Source organism: Sphingosinicella sp. SM1-17, assembly GCF_056821765.1.
The window spans coordinates 249,306-269,748 of the sequence record NZ_JBPDIO010000001.1; the positions used below are offsets into that span (position 1 = coordinate 249,306).

22 protein-coding genes are annotated in these 20,443 nt (G+C 65.0%); 1 reads left to right on the top strand and 21 read right to left on the bottom strand.

The genetic code is table 11. The features are described 5' to 3' along the window. Positions 1 to 79: 79 nt before the first annotated feature. From gspN to ACRYLT_RS01395, 19 genes are all read right to left on the bottom strand, one after another. Positions 80 to 799 carry a type II secretion system protein N gene (gene gspN / locus ACRYLT_RS01305; RefSeq protein ID WP_482662304.1) on the bottom strand — a complete coding sequence of 240 codons (720 nt, stop codon included), beginning with the start codon at positions 797 to 799 and terminating at the stop codon, positions 80 to 82. After that, a complete protein-coding gene (gspM, locus tag ACRYLT_RS01310; protein ID WP_482662305.1) occupies positions 796 to 1,266 on the bottom strand; it encodes a type II secretion system protein GspM in 471 nt (156 codons plus the stop codon). Before gspM ends, gspN begins: the two co-directional genes overlap by 4 nt. Continuing rightward, the gene (gene gspL / locus ACRYLT_RS01315; RefSeq protein WP_482662306.1) at positions 1,263 to 2,312 is read right to left on the bottom strand and encodes a type II secretion system protein GspL; all 1,050 of its coding nucleotides are present in this window, start codon (positions 2,310 to 2,312) and stop codon (positions 1,263 to 1,265) included. Before gspL ends, gspM begins: the two co-directional genes overlap by 4 nt. Then, complete coding sequence (gspG, locus tag ACRYLT_RS01320; protein ID WP_482662307.1) at positions 2,293 to 2,706, bottom strand: type II secretion system major pseudopilin GspG; 414 nt, start codon at positions 2,704 to 2,706, stop codon at positions 2,293 to 2,295. Before gspG ends, gspL begins: the two co-directional genes overlap by 20 nt. Further along, entirely contained in the window at positions 2,706 to 3,929 is a 1,224-nt protein-coding gene (gene gspF, locus ACRYLT_RS01325) for a type II secretion system inner membrane protein GspF (RefSeq protein WP_482662308.1), read from the bottom strand. Before gspF ends, gspG begins: the two co-directional genes overlap by 1 nt. Beyond that, a complete protein-coding gene (locus ACRYLT_RS01330; RefSeq protein WP_482662309.1) occupies positions 3,922 to 5,397 on the bottom strand; it encodes a GspE/PulE family protein in 1,476 nt (491 codons plus the stop codon). The genes gspF and ACRYLT_RS01330 overlap by 8 nt, the downstream gene beginning before the upstream one ends. Next, entirely contained in the window at positions 5,394 to 7,433 is a 2,040-nt protein-coding gene (gene gspD / locus ACRYLT_RS01335; protein WP_482662310.1) for a type II secretion system secretin GspD, read from the bottom strand. The genes ACRYLT_RS01330 and gspD overlap by 4 nt, the downstream gene beginning before the upstream one ends. Further along, on the bottom strand, positions 7,430 to 8,230 hold the full coding sequence (locus tag ACRYLT_RS01340; protein WP_482662311.1) for a type II secretion system protein N: 801 nt from the start codon (positions 8,228 to 8,230) through the stop codon (positions 7,430 to 7,432). The genes gspD and ACRYLT_RS01340 overlap by 4 nt, the downstream gene beginning before the upstream one ends. Positions 8,231 to 8,487: 257 nt before the next feature. Then, entirely contained in the window at positions 8,488 to 9,264 is a 777-nt protein-coding gene (locus tag ACRYLT_RS01345; protein ID WP_482662312.1) for a prepilin peptidase, read from the bottom strand. Positions 9,265 to 9,306: 42 nt separating this feature from the next. Next, positions 9,307 to 9,690 (bottom strand): hypothetical protein, encoded by a 384-nt coding sequence (locus ACRYLT_RS01350; protein WP_482662313.1) that lies wholly within the window; start codon positions 9,688 to 9,690, stop codon positions 9,307 to 9,309. A 118-nt stretch (positions 9,691 to 9,808) separates the two neighbouring features. Continuing rightward, positions 9,809 to 10,648, bottom strand: coding sequence for an HpcH/HpaI aldolase/citrate lyase family protein (locus tag ACRYLT_RS01355; protein WP_482662314.1), 840 nt, complete (start codon positions 10,646 to 10,648; stop codon positions 9,809 to 9,811). Beyond that, entirely contained in the window at positions 10,645 to 11,097 is a 453-nt protein-coding gene (locus tag ACRYLT_RS01360) for a MaoC family dehydratase (RefSeq protein WP_482662315.1), read from the bottom strand. The genes ACRYLT_RS01355 and ACRYLT_RS01360 overlap by 4 nt, the downstream gene beginning before the upstream one ends. Before the next feature lie 10 nt (positions 11,098 to 11,107). Further along, positions 11,108 to 11,545, bottom strand: a complete 438-nt coding sequence (locus tag ACRYLT_RS01365; protein ID WP_482662316.1) for an ion channel — start codon at positions 11,543 to 11,545, stop codon at positions 11,108 to 11,110. A gap of 3 nt (positions 11,546 to 11,548) precedes the next feature. Next, positions 11,549 to 13,435, bottom strand: a complete 1,887-nt coding sequence (locus ACRYLT_RS01370; RefSeq protein WP_482662317.1) for an acetyl/propionyl/methylcrotonyl-CoA carboxylase subunit alpha — start codon at positions 13,433 to 13,435, stop codon at positions 11,549 to 11,551. Between the two features lie 7 nt (positions 13,436 to 13,442). Next, positions 13,443 to 13,835, bottom strand: a complete 393-nt coding sequence (locus tag ACRYLT_RS01375; RefSeq protein WP_482662318.1) for a hypothetical protein — start codon at positions 13,833 to 13,835, stop codon at positions 13,443 to 13,445. A gap of 16 nt (positions 13,836 to 13,851) precedes the next feature. Then, the gene (locus ACRYLT_RS01380) at positions 13,852 to 15,447 is read right to left on the bottom strand and encodes a carboxyl transferase domain-containing protein (RefSeq protein ID WP_482662319.1); all 1,596 of its coding nucleotides are present in this window, start codon (positions 15,445 to 15,447) and stop codon (positions 13,852 to 13,854) included. Continuing rightward, on the bottom strand, positions 15,444 to 15,764 hold the full coding sequence (locus ACRYLT_RS01385; protein WP_482662320.1) for a hypothetical protein: 321 nt from the start codon (positions 15,762 to 15,764) through the stop codon (positions 15,444 to 15,446). The genes ACRYLT_RS01380 and ACRYLT_RS01385 overlap by 4 nt, the downstream gene beginning before the upstream one ends. Next, entirely contained in the window at positions 15,761 to 16,147 is a 387-nt protein-coding gene (locus tag ACRYLT_RS01390; RefSeq protein WP_482662321.1) for a DUF1801 domain-containing protein, read from the bottom strand. The genes ACRYLT_RS01385 and ACRYLT_RS01390 overlap by 4 nt, the downstream gene beginning before the upstream one ends. A gap of 9 nt (positions 16,148 to 16,156) precedes the next feature. Then, a complete protein-coding gene (locus ACRYLT_RS01395) occupies positions 16,157 to 17,311 on the bottom strand; it encodes an isovaleryl-CoA dehydrogenase (protein ID WP_482662322.1) in 1,155 nt (384 codons plus the stop codon). 196 nt (positions 17,312 to 17,507) lie between these two features. Between ACRYLT_RS01395 and ACRYLT_RS01400 the strand changes: the two genes are divergently transcribed. Further along, on the top strand, positions 17,508 to 18,704 hold the full coding sequence (locus tag ACRYLT_RS01400) for an acetyl-CoA C-acyltransferase (RefSeq protein WP_482662323.1): 1,197 nt from the start codon (positions 17,508 to 17,510) through the stop codon (positions 18,702 to 18,704). Positions 18,705 to 18,846: 142 nt separating this feature from the next. On the opposite strand, the gene ACRYLT_RS01405 is transcribed toward ACRYLT_RS01400, so the two are convergent. After that, entirely contained in the window at positions 18,847 to 19,281 is a 435-nt protein-coding gene (locus ACRYLT_RS01405; RefSeq protein ID WP_482662324.1) for a hypothetical protein, read from the bottom strand. A gap of 119 nt (positions 19,282 to 19,400) precedes the next feature. After that, positions 19,401 to 20,351: a LysR family transcriptional regulator gene (locus ACRYLT_RS01410; protein ID WP_482662325.1), complete on the bottom strand. Its 951-nt coding sequence runs from the start codon at positions 20,349 to 20,351 to the stop codon at positions 19,401 to 19,403. Positions 20,352 to 20,443 lie beyond the last annotated feature (92 nt).

The window sequence follows — 20,443 nt, forward strand, 5'->3', positions numbered from 1 at the left end:
CCTCCGCCCGCACCGAGAAGTGCAATGTGCGAAAAGAACGCTGCAATTCCGCCTTTTCTCCGCCGAAGCGGCGGGAGGGCTAGAAGCTTCCGTCGAGCCGAAGCAGCCAGCCACCGGCCGCCGGGCGAAAGCCGGCTGCCAGAAGCTGCGGTCGAAGGCTGTCATCGAGGGGACGGACGACGAGGTCGGCGCGATAGCGGCCATCGCCGGAGAGACTGAGAATCAGCCGCTCCATTCCACTCTGGCTGGTCATTGCGATCAGCAATGCGCCTCCGGCGCAGCGCGCCGTTCCGTTGAAGCTGGAGGACACCCGAAATCCGGAGACTTCGCCGGCCACCGCGGCTCGGACTCGTCCTTCGGCACGCTCGCAAACGCCACGCGCGAAACCGGCGCTGAAATCCTCGAACTCTATGGATGCAATCGGCAACGGCGCCGGCAACGCAGCCCCGCTCAGTCGTCCGGTGACGTCGTCGAAGCCGAAACCGTGTTGCGAAGCGGTCACGGCGCCTTCGAAAGGATCGGTGCCGTTCGGCCGGGCCAGAGTGATCCGCGCCCGCCCCAGCAGGAGCGGAAGCGTATTCAGGCGAGCCTGGACGTCGCCGAGCGGAACTGGGCCAACCTTTGCCTCCTCCAGCATTCCCAGCCAGACGCTGCCGCTGGCCGAGCGCGCCGACAGCCCACGCGAGTCCAGATCGAACCAGCTCAAGGCGAGCCGCAGCGGCAGCAAAGCCAGCAAGGCGAAAGCAAAGGCCGAAAGGAAGTAGAGACTGCGGCCGAGAGGAAGTCGGACTCGGATCATCGGCTCGGCGCCCGGAAGCTGATGTCCGCTCCGATCGTCCGGTCCGGATTGATTCGCGCCCGCAGCGAAGCCACGGCAAGCCCCTGCCGTTCCAGTTCCGACACCCAGCCGAACAAGGCCTGCGGCCGCGCTGCTTCGATCGTTATCGAAGCGGCCGCCGGGCTCTGGGTGACAACCCGCGCATTGGCGAATCCCGCTTCCGTGGCGGTTCGGCTGACCAGGGAATCGATCGGGAGTGGCACCGGAGAGCGTTGGCGGGATCCCTGAGCCGCCTCGGCTTGGGCCCGGGCCTCGGCGAGGGCGACGATCGCTGATTCGTGGCGCTGGCGAGCGGCCTCGATCGAGTCCGAAAGCGGCCGGATCACCAGCAGCCAGCCGAGCACCAGCGTCAGAAGCGATAGCATGACGAGGAGCAGGCGCCGCTCTCGAAGCGTTCGCTCTCCCCACCAGGTCGTCAGAGCGGTCATCGCAGCCTCACCGTCAGGTCTGCCATCGGTCGCCCGCTTGAGCTTTGCTGTGCGCCGGGTTCGACGACGAGCCCGCTGGATTCGAGGCGGGATCGGAAAGCGGCGAGAGTGGCTGGATTGTCCATGGCTACCGCGGCCTGGAGGCTGCCGTCAGGTCGATATTCGAGCCTCGCCACCTCGATGTTGGGGGTCGACCGCACGGCTTCGAAAAAATTCCCGGCGATTGGGCTGAACGCCTGAGTTTCGGTGGCACCGGTCTGCGCCGAAACGGAGCGCGCTTCGGCTTCGAGCCGGTCGGCCGCGAAAGTGAAGGCCAGCAGCCTCGCCACCTCGACAGCAAGGCTCAGGACGGCGAGCGTCAGAACAAGCCAGCCGATCCTCCGGAAATGCCCCGAATCCGATTTCCACCGCCGGCGCTTCGCGAATGCTCCCTGACGAAGATTGAGCGGCGGCGCCGAAAGAATCGGCTCCAGGCCCGATTCGACGTCGGAGGAATCGAGTTCGGTGACGGCGCTGTCCCCAAGCACGATCTGCGCCAGTTCCGGTTCGAGCGTGAAGGCTGCCGCGCTTGCGCGATAATCGTCGCGGTGACGAACGAAGGACTCTTCAGCGGCCGGGAGCAACAAGGGGCCGGGCACGATCAGGTGGGCATCGAACCGGCCAAGCCATTGCGTCATCAGCCGAACGGGGACGAGGCCGACCGGCGTCAGCCCCCGCTCCGGGCGGCCAACGGCGACATGCAATTCGGCGAGCGGATCGGGCGTCGCATCGGCAAGGAGCAGTCGAGCGGCCGCCGCAGCCTGAGCTTCGGTCAGGCCCACCGCAAGTTCGAGCCAGTGGACGGTCGCCTGGCTGCCAGGAACCGCAAGCGCGAGCTTCACTCCGGGATCCGGAGCGGGAGGCTCACCCTCTCCTCTCGTCGCCACCTCGCCGCCGTCAAGCAGCAGCCAGCGCTCGGCTTCTCCGGATTCGTCCAGAAAGACGAGCAGGAAGCCGGCGCCGCTTGCCGCCGCGGGCTGGAAGGCGTCAGTTGGCGATATCTTCATTTTCCCCTTCGCCGCCCTCCCGGCCATCGGCGCCCAACGAAGCGATCTGGAACGGACGTCCGTCAGGGGCGGGAGCGCTGTAGCGATACGGATTGCCCCACGGATCGTCCGGCAGGCGACGGACGTAATTGCCGGAAACCAGGGCCTGCAGCCCCTCGTCGCTGGTCGGGTAGCGCATGTGATCGAGCCGGTACATCTCGATCCCTTGCTCGAGAGTGGCGATGTCGGCGCGAGCCTTGGTCGTGGCCGCACGATCGGTGGCGGGCATCACGTTGATCACCACGATCGTTGCGAGAAGGCCGAGGATGACGATCACCACCATCAGTTCGACGAGGGTGAAGCCCTCCTCGCTATGTCGCTTGTGAGGCGCGCGGGCCTTGAGTTTCAGCAGCATCAATATCCTCCGGCGAGCGTGTCGAGTTGCAGGATCGGCAGCAGGATCGACAGGACGATCACGGCGACGACCGCACCCATGACAACGATAATGGCGGGCTCCAGCAGCGACAGTGCGGTCGAAGTGAAGGAATCGAACTCCCGCTCGAGATAATCAGCCGCCCGTTCCAGCATCATGTCGAGCCTTCCGGACGCTTCCCCGCTGGCCGCCAGATAAACGAGCAGCGGCGGAAACACGCCCGCCTTGCGCAGGGCGCCGGAAAGACTGCCGCCGGTGCGCACCGTTTCCGCGATATGCGCCGAGGCGGAACGGAGCACGCGATTGTGAACGGTCTCCGTCGTCAGCTTCAGTCCCTCGAGCAAGGGCAACCGGCTGGCGATCATCGTCGACAGGGTCCGCGCCATCCGCGCGGCATGAAGATCGCGGATGAGCCGCCCGATCAGGGGCAGGCGAAGGAGAAAGGCATCGAACTTCATTCGCAGCCCCTCCTCCTTCAGGGCGCGCCCGCCAATCAGCGCCCCGGCCCCGATCAGGATCAGGAGCAGCCACCACCAGCTGCTGAGGAAGTCGGAAAGCCCGATCACCATCCGAGTCAGCAAGGGAAGCTCCTGACCGACATCCTCGAACTGTTCGACGACCTTCGGTACGACAAAGATCATGAGCGCGAAGACGACAAAGGTCGCAACCACCGCAAGGACGATCGGATAGGCCAGCGTCGAGAGAACCTTGCCCCGCACCTGCGCCTGCCGCTCCAGCAGGTTCGCCAGGCGCTCGAGGATCTGAGGCAGGGTCCCCGAGCTTTCGCCCGCCGCAACCATCGCCCGGTAGAGCGGTGGGAAGCTCTTCGACTCCCTTGCCATGGCATCGGCCAGCCGCCGACCTTCGACGACGCCCGAATGAACTTCCGACAGGATCAGCCGCAGCTCCTCCCGCTCCGCCTGGCGAGAAAGGGTGCGCAACGCCTCCTCGAGCGGTGACACCTGTGCCAGGGTGGCAAGCTGGCGGGTGAAGAGGGTGAGCTGCTTGCCGCTCAGCTTCCTGCGTCGGATCAGCCCTCGCGACAGCAGCGGCGGACTGGCACCCTCCGACCTGGGTTCGATCTGGACCACGTAAAGCTTGCGCGAGGCGAGCTGGGCCCGAGCCGCGTCCGCCGTGTCCGCGCGGACCGAGCCGCGACGCTCGCGCCCCGCCGGATCCAGGCCGACATAGGCATAATCAGGCATTTCCGCCCTCGTGGCGGGAGACCCGAACCGCCTCTTCCGGACTCGTCATCCCTTCCAGCACCAGGCGGCGAGCCGCGACCGACAAGGTTTCCGAATGTCGAAACGCGTGGGCGGCAATCTCCGCTTCGTCCGCGCCTGAATTGATCAGGCGTCGAATGGCTTCGTCGACCTTCACCGCTTCGAACAGGCCGACCCGCCCCTTGTAGCCGCTCGAGGAACAGGCGGAGCAGCCCCGGGCCTCGAACACGATGGCCCCCGGTTCGAGCCCGAGCAGAGAGGCGAGCGATCCCGTCGCTTCGACGGGTTGCCGGCATTCGGGACAAAGGCGTCGAACCAGCCGCTGCGCAAGGACCGCGCGCAACGTGGAGGCGATCAGGAAGGGCTCCACCTTCATGTCGCGAAGCCGGGTGATCGCGCCGACGGCATCGTTGGTGTGAACGGTGGATAGGACGAGATGCCCGGTCAGCGCCGCCTGGACCGCGATTTCGGCCGTCTCGCGGTCGCGGATTTCGCCCACCATGACGACGTCAGGGTCCTGGCGAAGAATGGCGCGGAGCCCGGCGGCGAAGGACAGGCCCACCTGCGGATTGATCTGGGTCTGTCCAACGCCATCGACGGCATATTCCACCGGGTCTTCGACGGTCAGGATGTTTCGGCTGCCGTCGTTCAGCAGCTTGAGTCCGGCATAAAGGGATGTCGTCTTGCCCGATCCGGTCGGGCCGGTGACTAGAACGATGCCATTCGGTTCAGCCAAGGCGTCGCGGAACATCCGCTTGATGTGATCCGCCATTCCCAGCCGGTCGAAGTCGATTCCGGCATTCTCCTTGTCCAGGATCCGAAGCACGACCCGCTCGCCCGCCCGGCTGGGCAGAGTCGAAACGCGAACGTCGATCAGCTTCCCGCCGAGGGTCAGTCCGATCCTCCCGTCCTGAGGCAGCCGCCGCTCGGCAATGTCGAGCCGGGCCATGACCTTGACTCGGCTGACCACCACCGGCGCGACATGAGCCGGCATCCGCAACGTCTCCCGGAGCACGCCGTCGATCCGCATTCGAACGACCAAGCCGCTTTCATAGGGCTCGATGTGGATATCCGAGACGCCTTGCCGCGCCGCGTCGGCGATGATTCCGTTGATCAGTCGAATGGCAGGCGCGTCGTCGGACGTGTCGAGAAGGTCGTCAGCGCTCGGAAGGGCCGAAGCCAGATGGCCCAGATCATCGTCAAACCCGAGCGACGCCGCCGCTTCCGGTCCGGAGGCGTAGAGATCGGACAGCAGGCGGTCGAACTCGGCGCCATTGACCGTCCGCAGCGCGAAGGGCCGACCGAGGAACCGCCTGAGTTCGATCAGCGACTTCGCGTCGGCGCCGTCTCGCATCGCTACCCCTTCTTCGGTGGCGACCAGACCATGGCGTCGAGCGAAGCTGTAGGGAATTCGTGCCGGAGTGACCGCAATGGCGGCATCCTCGCTCATTGCTGCGGCACCTCCGCGGGGGGCGCGACAATGGCATCCTGCGGCTGAGGTGCCGCAGGAACGGCGGGCGGCGTGGTGCCGAGATAGTCGCGGACCAGCTCGTCCAGGGTCGGTTCGCGATTGGGATTGGCGAGGAGCTGCTGACCACGGGCGTAGCCGTAGCGGCGCGCGCTCATCGCCCGGGCATCCTCGGTCGACCGCAAGATGGTCGGACGGATGAACACCATGAGGTTGGTGCGTGCCCGCGCCCGCCCGCGCGATCGGAACAGGTTGCCCAGCACCGGAATGTCGCCGAGCACCGGAACGCGCTCGAAGGTTCGACGGTCATTGTCGTCGAGCAAGCCGCCAATGCCGACGATCTCGCCATCGTCGACGGTGATCGTCGTCTCGATCTCCCGCTTGTTGAGGACCAGCTCCTGAAAATCGTCGGAGACCGGACCGGCAATCGAACTCACTTCCTGGCGAAGGTCGAGCTTGATCGAGCCTCCCGCATTGATTTGTGGTCGCACCTCGAGGGTGATTCCGACATTCTGCCGCTGGACGGTCCGGAACGCATTGTCGAAATTGTCGGAAAGCGCCTCGCCCGTGGTGATCGGGATTTCCTGGCCGACGAGGATCCGCGCCTCCTGATTGTCGAGCGTCATGATCGACGGAGTGGAGAGGATGTTGGACTGGTTGTCCGACCGGACCGCATTGACGATCGCTCCGAAGATCGCGTTTCCGCTCTGGATGGCGACGCCACCCAGCCCGCCCGTTGCCCCAGCCAGGGAGGCCAGGGCAGCATCCTGAAGCTCCTCCTGAAGCTCTTCGGAGGCCCCGAGTTCGCGCGCCGCAATCGCACCGGCGATCAGATTGGCGTTGGGAGCGATGTTGGAATAATTGGTGACCGCAAGCGGGATGTTGGAACCGCGCAGTCCCGACAGGAAGAGCTGGACTCCGAGCCGCTGAGCGGCCGTGTCGGAAATCTCGACGATGATTGCCTCGACCAGCACCTGCTGTCGGCGCACGTCGAGCTGCCGGATGACCTCGCCAAGCGTGCGCTGGATGTCCGGCGTCGCCGAAATGACGATCGCATTGGCGCCTTCGAAGCGAGTGACGACCGCGCCCCGCGCGGCGACCGGCGGGGTCGCGGACGCCACGGTTGCGACCGGCGCGGGAGGCGTTGATTGCCCCAGCGGAGTCTCGCCGCTGGTTCGGCGGGTTCGGGCAGGCTGCGAAGCGGACTGGGTCGGAGTCTGGCCGAGGAGCTGCTGAAGGACCGGAAGAAGCTGCTCCGCATCGGCATGTTCGAGGAACACGACCCGGATCTCGCTGCCGCTAGCGGCGCGACGGTCGAGCTCCTGAGCAATCCCGATAAGCTGGGCGACGGAGCTGGCGTCGCCCCGCAGAGCGATGGCGTTGGAGCTGTCGACCGGAACCACGGACACGCCTTCCGGGGCCAACTCGCCGAGCGCCGCCGCAATCTCCCGAGCACCCGCATTATCGAGTCCGACGAGCCGGGTGACTCCGCTGTCGACGTCGATTTGGGCCAGCACCTGGCGGATCCGGCGAACATTGTCGGCAAAGTCGGAAACGACGATCGAGTTGCGTCCCGCCGTGATCGACCCGTCGCGACTGACCAGCGGCCTCAAGGTCTCGACGGCCGCCGCTGCCTCGATGTTCCGGACCCGGAAGATCTCGGTGACGAAGCCGCTGGGACTTCCCCGACGGGATCCTCCGACCGGCGCCGAGGCCGCTGCCCCCGCTACCGGCTGGACTCGAAGCGCCCCGCCGGCCGCTGGAACGGCGACGTAGCCATTGGCTCGCAGGGTGGACAGGAAGAGTTCGAAATATTCGCTGCGCGACAATGGCCGTTCGGTGACGACCGAGACCCGCCCCTGAACGGCCGGATCGATGATGAAAGTCCGGCCGGTGACTCGCGCCGCATCCTGAATGAAGGCGCGAATGTCCGCGTCCCGAAGATTCAGGACATATTGGGACGAAGCCGGGGTCAGCGGCGCCAGGACCAAAGCGAGGGCAATGAGAAAACGCTTCACAGGCTCAACCTTGCACGAAGGGGGACGGCGCGACCGCCTCGATCGACCACCAGGACGACCTCGCCGGAAGAGGAGCGGACGAGGTTCTGCGCCTGTTCAAGCGACTGGACCCGCTGTCCGTTGACCGAAACGATAACATCGCCGGGAGCGAGGCCGGCGGCGCGAAGCGCTTCGCCTCCGTCGCTTCCGGGATTGACGATGATTCCGTCGACACGACCGCCATTCATCCGAGGCTGGAACTGGATCGGCGCGGTCGTTGGCGAAGTCGGTGCGGGCTGCGGCTCGGATGCGGGTGCGGGTGCGGGACTGCCCGTCCCGGCGGCTGGCGCGGGAGTGGACTGATCGAGGAAGATCTGCTCAGCCGTGCCATTGCGATTGATCGTGACGCTGTCGAAGCCGACTTCCGCCAAGCTTACGCCCGGAATGATTTCCTCACCCACCGCGAAGCTGCGCTGAGTGCCGTCCGGCAGTCCGATAATGGCCGAGCCTCGCCCGGTCGCGCGATCCTCGCGGACTCCGTAGAGCTTGAGATTCAGCGAAGTGACCGTGACGGGCCCCGAGTTGCCGCTGAGACGGAAGAAGGGATCGAACTCGCTCAGGACCGCTCCGCCGGTCTGCACCACCGCGCTCGCCGGCCTCCATTCGCCGACAGGCTCGAGCGGCGTGACAAGGGTCCAGAGCAATCGAGCGGCCTGAACGGCGATCAACGCCAACAGGCCCAGCTCGAGCACCGAATAAGGCGTCGGGCGCAGCTGCCCGAGCAGTCGCTCGGCGCGTGGAGTGACTCCAAGGCGCATTGATGTACCGAAACCCTCCCCACGGCCAGATGGCCAATTAGGTCCGCTCCATGACTCTTATGAGACAGAATTGCGGACGCCGGAACGGCTCATCGTGTTGAAAGGCTGGGCAGAACGCCTCCCCTTCCCCGCCAGAGTCGCCCGGAAGCCATGGTTCACAGCTTTTGTGGAGAGTCGCAAGGGCCGAGAATCGGTCGGGCGGCGCCTCTAGGGAAGAACGCCGCCCTTAAGTGGCCCAAGTAACACATGGATTCTGGCTACAGGCTGAATGATCCAGGAGCGACGACAAGCCAGATGGGCCAGGCCGCCATAGCCATCAGCGTGCCGAGCGGGAGTCGGGTCGTGCGGGTGACCGCATGGCCCCGCAGCCGCATCAGCATGATGGCTCCAACCCCGAGCAGCCCAGCACCGAGAAGGACGAAAGGCAGCTGGAACAAGCCGAGCCAGGCGCCGATGGCGGCGAGCAGTTTGGGATCGCCCCCGCCCATGCCTTCGCGGCCGCGAAGACGGCGATAGGCCTGCGCGATCAGGTAGAGGCTGCTCCATCCTGCCGCGGCGCCGACGGCACGATCGGCAAGCGGCGGCCCGATCTGCATCCAGGCGGCGAGCAGCCCGAGCGGAATCAAGGGCAAGGTCAGGCGATCCGGAAGCCACTGATTCTCGAGATCGATCAGGGCGATCAGCAAGAGCCACCATCCGAGCAATGCAGTGACGATCGCGAGCGGCAGCGGGTGAGCGGCGACGGCCACCAGGCCCAGTCCGGCGCAGGCCAGCTCGACGGCCGGATGCCGGCTGTCGATGGCCGAGCCGCATCGGCGGCAGCGTCCGCGCTGGACCGCGAAGGAAAGCAAGGGCACGAGCTCCCGGAACGACAGCGGCACTTCGCAGAAGTCGCAGCGAGATCGGCCGACCAGCGCACTTTCGCCCCTTGGCCAGCGAATCAGGAGGGTGGCGATGAAGCTCCCGGCAATGGCGCCGAGCAACAGGCCGGCCACCCCGTTCAGAAGCGGAACATCGATCGGGGGGGCCGCCATCGCCTCCCCACTAGGGGGAGGCGCGACGAGGTTCAACTTTGCCTAGCGCGTGCCCAGGCTTGCCGAGCGGTAATGGGCGAGCGCTTCGCGGGCGAGCTGATGGGTGCTTGCGGTGCGCCCGCCGATGGTTTCGACCTCAGCGAGGTCGTGAGCCGCGAGGACCTGGTGCCAGAGAGCCAAGGCTTCGGCGCTCCGGCCCGTAGCCATATAGACTCGGCCGAGATTGAGCAGCCGGGCCGGATCGTCCTTGGCCACTCGACTGTCGGTGGTCAGCAGACGTTCCGCCGTTGCCCAGTCCGAGCGTTCGATGGCGGCAACGGCGAGGCCACCACGAGGATAGTCGCTCTCGACCAGGGTGGCCTGCTGCGCGGTGGCGCAGGCGGCGAGAGGAATTGCCAGTACCAGAGTCGCGAATCCCTTCATCATCTTCTCCGCAAAACCTTTTGATTGTAGTGGCTATTGTTACAACATCATGACATCCGCTGCAACATCTCTCGATGGAGGAAAATCCCCGGTTTGTTCAGTGATATAGGGAGATTCGCCGTCAGTCGGCGGCGGCGAGTATCCGCTTCGCGAGCAGAAGATGAGGTCGATCGATCATCTTCCCGTCAAGCGAAAGCGCCCCAGCGCCCGGATTCGCTTCGAACGCCGCTACGACCGCCTTGGCCTTGTCCAGTTCTTCCCGAGTCGGGGTGAAGGCGCGATTGATCACGGGAACCTGTGAGGGATGAATCGCCATCATCCCGACGAAGCCGTCCCGGCGCGCTCGAGCCGCATATCGCTCAAGTCCTTCGAGATCCTTGAACGCCGGATAGACCGTCTCGATGGGGGCGACACCCGCAGCCGTCGCGCCGAACAGGCAGAGCGATCGCGCCATTTCATAGGGCGGCGTATATTTGCCGTCCTCTTCTCGGCTGGTGATCGCCCCCACCGCCGCCGGCAGGTCCTCGGCGCCCCAGGTAAGGGCGACAAGCCGCCTCTGATCCCCGTAGGTGCCGAGCTGGAAGATTGCGGCCGGGGTTTCGGTGGCGATGGCGATGATCCGAGCCGAATCGTTGCCTCGCTCCGTCAACCGCCGCGACAGCTCCGCAACCGAGGCCCCGCCCTCAGCCTTGGGCAGTACGATTCCGTCCGGATTGGCCGGCAGGATCGCCGCAAGGTCCTTGTCGATCTCGGGCCCGTCGAGCAGATTGACCCGAACCCAGAGCTTGGTGGAGCGGTTTGTGTCGAGGAACTCGGCCACGGCCGACCGAGCCCGCGGCTTGGCTTCCGGAGAAACCGAATCCTCGAGGTCCAGGATCAATGCATCCGCTCCGGACGAACGGGCCTTTTCCATCCGGTCCGGCCTGTCGCCGGGCACGAACAAGAGCGATCGCAGCTTCATTCCGGCCGTCTTCGCATCAAGGCGGTCCGCTCCATCACGCAGACCAGTTCGTCACGCTGGTTGAACATTCGGTGCTCGAACGTGACGATACCGGCATCGGGTCGAGACCTCGAATCCTTCAGCCCCACCACTTCGGTCTCGGCTCGAAGCGTGTCGCCGATGAATACCGGCTTGGGCATCCGAACCTTGTCGTAACCCAGATTGGCGACCAGCGTTCCCAGGGTCGTGTCTCCGACGGAAAGTCCGACCAGCAGCGAGAATGTGAAAGTGCCGTTGACAACGATCCGGCCGAATTCGGTCGTCTCGGCATAAGTCTGATCGAGATGGAGCGGCTGCGGATTATGGGTCAGCGTCGATATCAGAAGATTGTCGGTCTCGGTGACCGTCCGGTGCGGCTGGTGCCGAAGCGTGTCGCCGAGAGTCCACTGCTCGTAATAGCGTCCAGCCACGCTTGTTCTCCTATCGCCTCAACCGGTTCATGGTCGTCGCCACATAGGCGGCTGACCAGCTGATCAGGACAAATCCGATCAGTGCCTCTACCGCGCCCAGCAGCCGCCAGTCGCCGGGGAAATAGTCTGCAGTTCGGCCAAGCGTCGCGTAGGCCGATGCCGAATAATAGAGCGCCTCCTCAAGGGTCTGCATCGTCCCGAGAGCGAGATAGAGAGCCGCGAAGATCCAGATTTCAACGATGTGCAACGCAAAGATCAGCAAGCCTACCGAACCCAGCAGAACCAGCGCGCGCCAGTCGAACGCCTGTTCCTCGAGCCGATCCTTGTTGAGCTTCAGCACCTTGGCGATCGCCACCAGGCCGAGGCTGTGAAGGATGGTCATCAGCAGCACCATCACGGCGGACATGCCGATCTGCATGCCGAGCCTGATGGTGTCGGTCTCAACCACCGGCTAGTCGGCCTTTTCGATCCGAACCAGCAAGGTGCCTTCCGCCACCTGCCCGCCTTCCGTCGCCTTCATCTCGGCAACGACGCCGTCGAAAGGCGCGGTGAGGCTATGTTCCATCTTCATGGCTTCCAGGGTGACCAGCTTCTGCCCCTTCGCGACCCGGTCTCCCTCCCGGGCATCCACCGCGATGATCCGGCCAGGCATCGGCGATGAAAGATCGCCGTCGACTGCGCTTCCGCTGCCGGCGGCGCCGGCCGCGCCCGGCAGTGTGAAGGCGAAGGCCTGGCCGCCCGAGAAGACGAGCACTGTCTTTCCGGAAGCGGTGGCAACGCCTTCAAGCGGAAGGCCTGCGGCCACGTCGATCGTTCGAGTTTCGCCGGCATGACTGAGGCTCGCGCGAAGATCAGGATCGCGGTTCATCCTGAACCCCTGAAGGCCCGTCCAGGGCTGCTCCTCCTCCGGCGCCCCGAAATCCGCCGAGAGCATTGCCAGCGCCGCCAGGTTCCAGATGCCCTCCGTGGGCACTGGGTCCGGCACCAGCGCATCGATCTTCGCCGGGATGAAGCTGGTATCGACCTCGCCGGCGCGGAAATCGGGATCGGCGGCGGCGCGGGCGAGGAAGCCGGCATTCGTCTTGACCGGCCAGACCTCGACCGTTTCGAGTGCGTTGACCAGTTCGTCGATCGCCTCGCCGCGGTCGCGGCCCGAAGCGACCAGCTTGGCAATCATCGGATCGTAATAGGGGCTGATCCGGTCCCCTTCCTCGACTCCGGTCTCGATCCGAACGCTTCTCGGAAGCACGAAATGGTCGAGCCGGCCGGTTGATGGCAGGAAGCCGTGCGCCGGGTCCTCGGCATAAAGCCTCGCCTCGATCGCCCAGCCATGAATTCCGAGCTCCTCCTGCCGCAGGGGAAGCGCCTCGCCGCTGGCAACCCGAAGCTGCCATTCGACGAGATCCTGGTCGGTGATCTCCTCGGTCACCGGATGTTCGACCTGGAGACGGGTGTTCATCTCCATGAACCAGATCCGGTCGGGTCGAAGACCTTCCGAAGCGTCGGCGATGAACTCGATCGTCCCGGCACCGACATAGTCGACCGCCTTTGCCGCTTTCACCGCAGCCTCGCAGACGGCAGCCCGAGTCGCCTCGTTCATCCCGGGTGCCGGCGCTTCCTCGATCACCTTCTGGTGACGCCGCTGGAGCGAGCAGTCGCGTTCGAACAGGTGCACGACATTGCCGTGGCGGTCGCCGAACACCTGCACCTCGATATGACGCGGCCGCTCGACATATTTCTCGATCAGCACCCGGTCGTCGCCGAAGGACGAGGCGGCCTCCCGCTTGCAGCTTTGCAGCATGTCCTGGAACTCGCCCGCCGAGTTGACCCGGCGCATGCCCTTGCCGCCACCGCCGGCCACGGCCTTGATCAGGACCGGATAGCCGATCGAGTCTGCCTCGGCCTGCAACCGTTCAGGAGACTGATCCTCGCCCAGATAGCCGGGAGTCACCGGCACGCCCGCCTGCTTCATCAGCTTCTTGGCGGCGTCCTTGAGCCCCATCGCCCGGATGCTGTCCGGGTTCGGCCCTACCCAGATCAGGTCAGCGTCGATCACCGCCTGGGCGAACTCGGCATTCTCCGACAGGAACCCATAGCCGGGATGGATCGCTTCCGCCCCGCTCTCGCGCGCGGCGGCAATGATCCTTTCGCCGAGGAGATAGGATTCCCGCGCCGGCGAAGGACCGATATGCACCGCCGAATCTGCCTCCCGAACATGAAGGCCATTGCGGTCGGCATCGGAATAGATGGCCACCGTTCGAATCCCGAGCCGTCGCGCCGTCCGGATGATCCGGCAGGCGATCTCGCCGCGATTCGCGATGAGGAGGGACTGAATCACGTCGTTTTCACCGTCTCAGGGCACCCGTTCTAACGCCGAGCACCCGGAACTCGTAGCTGACGATTCCGAGGCTGGGGAGCTGGTCATCGGTGATCAGTTCGCGGGCTCGGCCTTCGTCGACGCCTTCGCTCCAGATCGTCATGCCCATGATCGGCTCGCCTTCGAAGGCGCCCCCGGCGATCGTATGACCCTCAACGGCCAACCGCTCATAGATCGCCTGATGAGCACGCGCTTCGGCCAAATGAGCGTTCAGCCTATCCCAGTTCGGACCCGGGCGCGTGATCATGACGAGGTGCCGCGCGACAGGCTCCGGCTGTCGCGCCGGCGCCTGCTGCTCCGGCTGGCCAGCCAGGACCGGCGTGGGCATCATCAACGCGGCGGCCAGCATCAGCTTCCTCATCTTCCCCTCCCAGGCCTCACATTCTGAACAAGCCGAAGCGCGGCGCCTCGGCAATCGGTGCGTTCAACGTCGACGCGAAAGCCAGCCCGAGCAGGTCGCGGGTCTGCACCGGATCGATGATCCCGTCGTCCCACAGCCGCGCCGTGGCGTGATAGGGATTGCCCTCATCCTCGTAGCGTTGCCGGATCGGCGCCTTGAAGGCTTCGGCTTCTTCCGGAGTCCAGTTGTCGGCGTCCTTGTGTACGGTCGCGAGCACGCTCGCCGCCTGTTCGCCCCCCATTACCGAGATCCGGCTGTTCGGCCAGCTGAACAGGAATCGGGGGCTATAGGCCCGGCCGCACATGCCGTAATTGCCGGCGCCGAAGCTGCCGCCGATAAGGACGGTGACCTTGGGCACCTGAGCGGTCGCCACCGCCGTCACCAGCTTGGCTCCGTCCTTGGCGATCCCGCCCGCCTCATATTTGCCGCCGACCATGAAGCCGGAAATGTTCTGGAGGAACAGCAGGGGCGTCCGGCGCTGGCAGGCAAGTTCGATGAAATGCGCGCCCTTCATCGCGCTCTCGCTGAACAATATGCCGTTGTTCGCCAGGATCGCGACCGGAATGCCCCAGATCCGCGCGAAGCCGCACACCAGGGTCGAGCCGTAGAGCGGCTTGAACTCGTGGAACTCGGAACCGTCCACGATCCGGCCGATCACCTCGTGCACGTCATAAGGCGTGCGCACATCGTCGGGGATGATTCCGTACAGCTCCTCGGGATCGAGCTTTGGCGGCTCCGGCTCCACAAGGTCGATGTCGACCGACTTCACCGTGTTCAGCCGGGCGACGATGTCGCGAACGGTGGCAAGCGCATGCTCGTCATTCTCAGCGAGATGATCGACGACTCCAGACCTCCGCGCGTGAAGATCGCCTCCACCCAGATCCTCGGCCGAGATGACCTCCCCCGTTGCCGCCTTCACCAGAGGCGGCCCGCCGAGAAAGATGGTGCCCTGGTTTCGGACGATCACCGTCTCGTCGCTCATCGCCGGCACATAGGCGCCGCCGGCGGTGCAGCTTCCCATCACGCAGGCGATCTGAGCGATTCCAAGGCTGCTCATATTGGCCTGATTGAAGAAGATGCGGCCGAAATGGTCGCGGTCGGGGAAGACTTCCGCCTGGTGAGGCAGGTTCGCGCCTCCGGAATCGACGAGATAGACGCAAGGAAGCCGGTTCTGCATCGCGATCTCCTGAGCGCGCAGATGCTTCTTCACCGTCATCGGATAATAGGTGCCGCCCTTCACCGTCGCATCGTTGCAAACGATCATCGTCTCGCGTCCCGAGACGCGACCGATCCCGGCGATCAGTCCGGCACCCGGCACCTCCCCGTCATACATGTCGCAGGCCGCAAGCTGGCCGATCTCGAGGAATGGCGAACCGGGATCGAGCAGGCGCTCGACGCGCTGCCGGGGAAGCAATTTGCCTCGGGCGACATGCCGCTCGCGATGCTTTTCCGGCCCGCCCTTGGCCGCTTGCGAGACCCGGTCGCGCAACTCTGCGGCAAGGCGCCGATTATGCTCCGCGAAACGCCGGAAGCTCTCCGAGCCCTCGTCAACCTTGCTGGTCAGAACCGTCATTGCGCCGCCTCGGAACGTTTCTCTTTCTGCTCGAACTCTTCGACGGCCTCCGCGACGGCCTTCATCTTCCTGCGATTCTTGGGACTGAGGAGATATTGCCAGACGCCGATCAGGTTGACGGCGAAAAGGACGATGTTCTGCCACATCAGCCCACCGGTATCGTCCATCTGGGCGAAGGCGATCCAGGCGATGTTCATCGTACAGAACAGGATGAAGCCGAAGCCGGTGACGCGACGGCCGAAGTCACCGGCCAGCATCAGCGCCGCGACGACGCCGCTGATCGTTGCATACCATTCCAGTAGTTCGGCGAGGGTCATGCGGTTGTCGTCGCTACGATCCAGCGGGAGAACAGGTCCTGGAGAGCCTCCTGTTGCGCTTCCACTTGATCGGCATCGGAAAAGACCAGCACGGCTCGATCCGGCGCGGGCCACTTCGCGAGCTTGGCGTCGTCCGCAAATTCGAAGTCGGTCGCGTCGCTCGTCTTCGATCCCCGGTGAAGCACGACGCGAACTCCGCCGGATCTTTGTAGACCAAGCGTGATCCGGTCCTCCTCACCGACGGCGAAGCTGGGCGCGTTCCACTTCATTCGCTCGGTAAGCTTCGGATGGGCATGAGCTGCGATCACGCGAAGCCGGTCCACCGTTGCCAGCGTGCCGTCGTCGAGGCTTGCCCGGAATGCCGCGATCGCATCCTCGCCCACAATCAGCTCCTACGCCGCCCCGATCAGCTCGCGGCCGATCAGCATCCGCCTGATCTCGTTCGTTCCCGCACCGATGTCGAGCAGCTTGGCGTCGCGGTAGAAGCGTTCGACCGGCCAGTCCTTGGTATAGCCGGCGCCGCCGAGCGCCTGGATCGCCTCGTTGGCAACCCGAACCGCATTCTCGCTGGCATAGAGGATCGCTCCGGCGGCATCGAAGCGCGTCGTCCGACCGGAATCGCACGCCCGGGCCACCTGGTAGACATAGGCGCGAGCGGAATTGAGGGCGACATACATGTCGGCCACCTTCGCCTGCATGAGCTGGAAGCTGCCGATCGGCTTTCCGAACTGTTTGCGCTCCCGGACGTAGGGGAGAACCACGTCGAGGCAGGCCTGCATGATCCCGAGCTGAATCCCGGCGAGCACCGTGCGCTCATAGTCCAGCCCGCTCATCAAGACAGCGACTCCGCCATTGACCGGGCCCATCACATTCTCTTCGGGAACTTCGCAATCGTTGAAGATCAGCTCGGCTGTCGGGCTGCCGCGCATCCCCATTTTGTCGAGTTTCTGGCCGATCGAGAATCCCGGCATGTCCTTTTCGATGATGAAGGTGGTGATCCCGCGGCTGCCCTCGCCTGTCTTGGCGTAAACGACAAGCGTGTCGGCATAGGCGGCGTTGGTGATCCAGAACTTGGTGCCGTTCAGGACATAGCCGCCCTGAACCGCCTCGGCCTTCAGCTTCATTCCGACGACGTCGCTTCCGGCCCCGGCTTCCGACATGGCGAGGCTTCCGACATGCTCGCCGCTGATCAGCTTGGGCAAATACCTCCGCTTCTGCTCCTCATTGCCCCAGCGACGGAGCTGGTTCACGCACAGGTTGGAGTGGGCGCCATAGGAAAGCCCGATCGAGGCCGAGGCCCGCGCCACTTCCTCCTGGGCGATGACATGCTCCAGATAGCCAAGGCCGAGCCCACCATAGTCCTCTTCGACGGTAATCCCGTGAAGGCCGAGTTCGCCCATTTGCGGCCAAAGCTCCCGCGGGAACCAGTCCTTTTCGTCAATCTCCGCCGCGATCGGCGCGATCTTCTCGTCGGCGAAGCGGCGGGTGGTGTCGCGAATCGTCTCCGCCATTTCGCCGAGGGCGAAATCGAGGCCCATTTCAGACATTCATCTCTCCCTGTCGGGGAGCGGCCCTAGCAGAGCGGCCAAGCCGGCGACAAGCGCGCCGGCGGCGGCCTTGCGGCCCCTGTTGATGCGCCGAAAGCAGCGCCCTGGCTCGGCCCAGGAGCCGCCTCAAACCGACCAGCCGCGATTTGAATACGGGTTCAGAAGGACCTATGTGCGCCGGCAAAGGAGACCTGTCATGGCCAGCGCCGCATCCGACCCGATCGTCATTCTCTCCTACGCCCGGACCCCGATGGGCAGCTTCCAGGGCTGCCTAGCCGGAGCTTCCGCAACCGATCTCGGGGCAACGGCCGTCAAGGCGGCGGTCGAACGCGCCGGCGTTTCGCCGGAAAGCGTCGACAAGATCTTCATGGGCTGCGTGCTCCCCGCGGGTCTGGGACAGGCGCCGGCGCGCCAGGCGGCGATAAAGGCTGGCCTTCCACGCTCAGTGGAAGCGACCACCGTCAACAAGGTCTGCGGCTCCGGAATGCAGGCCGCCATCTTCGCCCACGACATGATCGCCGGCGGCTCGGCCGACATCATCATCGCCGGGGGCATGGAGTCGATGTCCAACGCGCCCTATCTCCTCAAGAAGCACCGTTCCGGCGCACGCATCGGCCACGACTCCATTTACGACCATATGATGCTCGACGGGCTCGAGGACGCCTACGAATCCGGGCGCGCGATGGGCACCTTCGCCGAAGATTCGGCGCGCGAGTATCAATTTACTCGCGCCATGCAGGACGAATACGCAATCGAGTCGCTGCGGCGTGCCAGCGAAGCGATCAAGTCGGGCGCCTTCGAGCGCGAGATCGTTGCCGTGACGGTGACCAGCCGAAAGGGCGAAGAACAGATCAGCGTCGACGAACAGCCCGGCAAGGCTAATCCGGAGAAGATCCCCAATCTCAAGCCGGCCTTTGCCAAGGACGGCACCATTACCGCCGCCAACGCGTCCAGCATCAGCGACGGCGCCGCCGCTCTGGTGATCAGCCGGGCCAGCGTCGCGGAACGTCTTGGGGTCAAGCCGGTCGCCCGGATCGTTGCCCATGCCGCTCATGCCCAGGAGCCCGCCAAGTTCACCAGCGCTCCGGTTCCGGCGCTTCGGAAGTTGCTCGAGAAAGCGGGCTGGCAAGCCGGTGACGTCGATCTCTACGAAGTCAACGAAGCCTTCGCCTGCGTCGCGATGATCGCGATGCGCGACCTCGATATCGAACGAGAGCGGATCAACGTCCATGGCGGCGCCACCGCTCTGGGTCACCCGATCGGCGCCAGCGGCGCCCGGATCATGGCGACCTTGCTGTCGGCCCTCGAGACGCACGGCCAGAAGCGCGGCCTTGCCTCGCTCTGCATCGGCGGCGGCGAAGCCACCGCCGTGGCCGTTGAGCTGGTGAACTGAGCTCCGACGAAGGTAGGCACGCGTTGTCGCGAAGTGCGTGACGACGCATCGCAGGCCCGCTCGGATCGCAGCTGTGGAGGGAAGCGGTCCGGTACCGCAAGCGCGGACCTGAGCCTGGAGCTGCTAGCCTGAAGTTCCTAAACTAAAAGTCACGGCGCTGGGGCGGCTGCCCGTCGGTTCGGAACCAAGCCTCGAACTCGCCAGAAGAGGTGCTCCCCGAACAGCGGATGGCGGCGGCTCCTTGCGAGACGTCGCCCAATTCGCACAGACCGGTTGCATTCTCCGTCGTCGTCGACCCGTCGCCGCTCTCAGCCATCGTGATCCGTTCGACGCGCAGCGTTTCGCGATCATCGATGATTTGCAGGGCTCCGTTGAACGAGACCATCGCCCGGTTCGGGTCGGTGAAGACGAAGGAATTTCGGCCGCTGCGATAAACCATGTGCAACAGGGTTGGGCCGCAACTGGAGCTTCGATCCTTGCCGCGCGTGAGCAGCCGCTCGCATCTGCCGCCGAAAATATCGACGCTCTGGATGTCAATGGACTGCTGTGCCGGGGAGACGGATGCTGCAAAGAGCACAGTTGCTCCAGCGCAGACGAGCGTCGCCCTCACGGTTCTGGGTCCCATTTCTCCAAGATACGCCGGTACGGGAGCCTCGTCGAGCCGGATTGTAACGCAGGTGAATCGAAGCTGCCCGCTTAGCTTGCGCGATCGTCTGGTGCCGCCCACAAGTCGGGCTCGACCGGCCTTTGCACCCGCGCCAACCGGGTCAGCCGCTCGGCGAGAAAATCCATCACGGCGCGAATGCGAGGCGCGTGGCGCAGCCGTTCGTGGGTCAGCAGCCACAATTCGGCGTCGTCGGTCGCGATCGGTTCGAGGACACGGACCAGGTCCGGATCCCGGTCGGCGACGAAGCTTGGAAGCACCGCCAGCCCGGCCCCTGCCCGAACCGCGGCGAGCAGACCGGTGCCGGAACTGTGATGAAGAGTTACGGCTTCCTCGAGCCTGTGGCGCTGAAGCCAGGCGCGATACATCGGCCACACCTTTTCGCCGCCACCGCCGATGATCGTATGCATCCTGAGGTCCGCAGCCGAACGCGGCCGCGGATGGCGGGAGGCATAATCGCGACTGCAATAAAGAGTCCAAGGGTCGGCGGCGATTCGGCGACCGACAAGGCTTGCCCCGACCGGATGTCCGCGAACACCGCGGACGGCGACGTCCGCCTCACCCGCCGCGAGATCGCGCGGCAGATCGGCCGTGTCGAGTTCGACCCGAAGGTGCGGATGAAGCTGGTGGAGATCGCGAAGGATCGGCGGCAGGATGGTGACGGCATAGATTTCCTGCATCGTCAGGCAGACCGTGCCGCTGACCTCCCGCGCCTCTGCACCCGCGGCATCGGCGAACGCCCCCGCGGCCGCCTCAACGGCTTCGGCGCGTCCAACCAGCGCCTCGCCGGCGGGAGTGAGGGCATAGCCCGCCTGCCGGCGCTCGAAGAGCGAGAGGCCGAGCGCCGCCTCGAGCGCGGCGAGCCGGCGGGTGACCGTCGTCTGGTTCACCCTCAGCGCCTTGCCCGCAGCAAGGGCACTGCCGCTTCTGGCCACGGCGAGGAAATATCTGAGATCGTTCCAGTCGATCGGCGCTGCGAGCATCGCGTTTCTCTGCACCTCCGCGAAAGCCGGGTCATTCTGCGCTTCTGCAGAATGGTCGTGCAATATCGCTGATTGCGTTTCAATATGCAACT

Bases quoted from the DNA above. Each gene is read 5' to 3' on its own strand.
- gspN (WP_482662304.1), bottom strand. From the start codon at position 799: ATGATCCGAGTCCGACTTCCTCTCGGCCGCAGTCTCTACTTCCTTTCG.
- gspM (WP_482662305.1), bottom strand. From the start codon at position 1,266: ATGACCGCTCTGACGACCTGGTGGGGAGAGCGAACGCTTCGAGAGCGG.
- gspL (WP_482662306.1), bottom strand. From the start codon at position 2,312: ATGAAGATATCGCCAACTGACGCCTTCCAGCCCGCGGCGGCAAGCGGC.
- gspG (WP_482662307.1), bottom strand. From the start codon at position 2,706: ATGCTGCTGAAACTCAAGGCCCGCGCGCCTCACAAGCGACATAGCGAG.
- gspF (WP_482662308.1), bottom strand. From the start codon at position 3,929: ATGCCTGATTATGCCTATGTCGGCCTGGATCCGGCGGGGCGCGAGCGT.
- ACRYLT_RS01330 (WP_482662309.1), bottom strand. From the start codon at position 5,397: ATGAGCGAGGATGCCGCCATTGCGGTCACTCCGGCACGAATTCCCTAC.
- ACRYLT_RS01340 (WP_482662311.1), bottom strand. From the start codon at position 8,230: ATGCGCCTTGGAGTCACTCCACGCGCCGAGCGACTGCTCGGGCAGCTG.
- ACRYLT_RS01345 (WP_482662312.1), bottom strand. From the start codon at position 9,264: ATGGCGGCCCCCCCGATCGATGTTCCGCTTCTGAACGGGGTGGCCGGC.
- ACRYLT_RS01350 (WP_482662313.1), bottom strand. From the start codon at position 9,690: ATGATGAAGGGATTCGCGACTCTGGTACTGGCAATTCCTCTCGCCGCC.
- ACRYLT_RS01355 (WP_482662314.1), bottom strand. From the start codon at position 10,648: ATGAAGCTGCGATCGCTCTTGTTCGTGCCCGGCGACAGGCCGGACCGG.
- ACRYLT_RS01375 (WP_482662318.1), bottom strand. From the start codon at position 13,835: ATGAGGAAGCTGATGCTGGCCGCCGCGTTGATGATGCCCACGCCGGTC.
- ACRYLT_RS01380 (WP_482662319.1), bottom strand. From the start codon at position 15,447: ATGACGGTTCTGACCAGCAAGGTTGACGAGGGCTCGGAGAGCTTCCGG.
- ACRYLT_RS01385 (WP_482662320.1), bottom strand. From the start codon at position 15,764: ATGACCCTCGCCGAACTACTGGAATGGTATGCAACGATCAGCGGCGTC.
- ACRYLT_RS01395 (WP_482662322.1), bottom strand. From the start codon at position 17,311: ATGTCTGAAATGGGCCTCGATTTCGCCCTCGGCGAAATGGCGGAGACG.
- ACRYLT_RS01400 (WP_482662323.1), top strand. From the start codon at position 17,508: ATGGCCAGCGCCGCATCCGACCCGATCGTCATTCTCTCCTACGCCCGG.
- ACRYLT_RS01410 (WP_482662325.1), bottom strand. From the start codon at position 20,351: ATGCTCGCAGCGCCGATCGACTGGAACGATCTCAGATATTTCCTCGCC.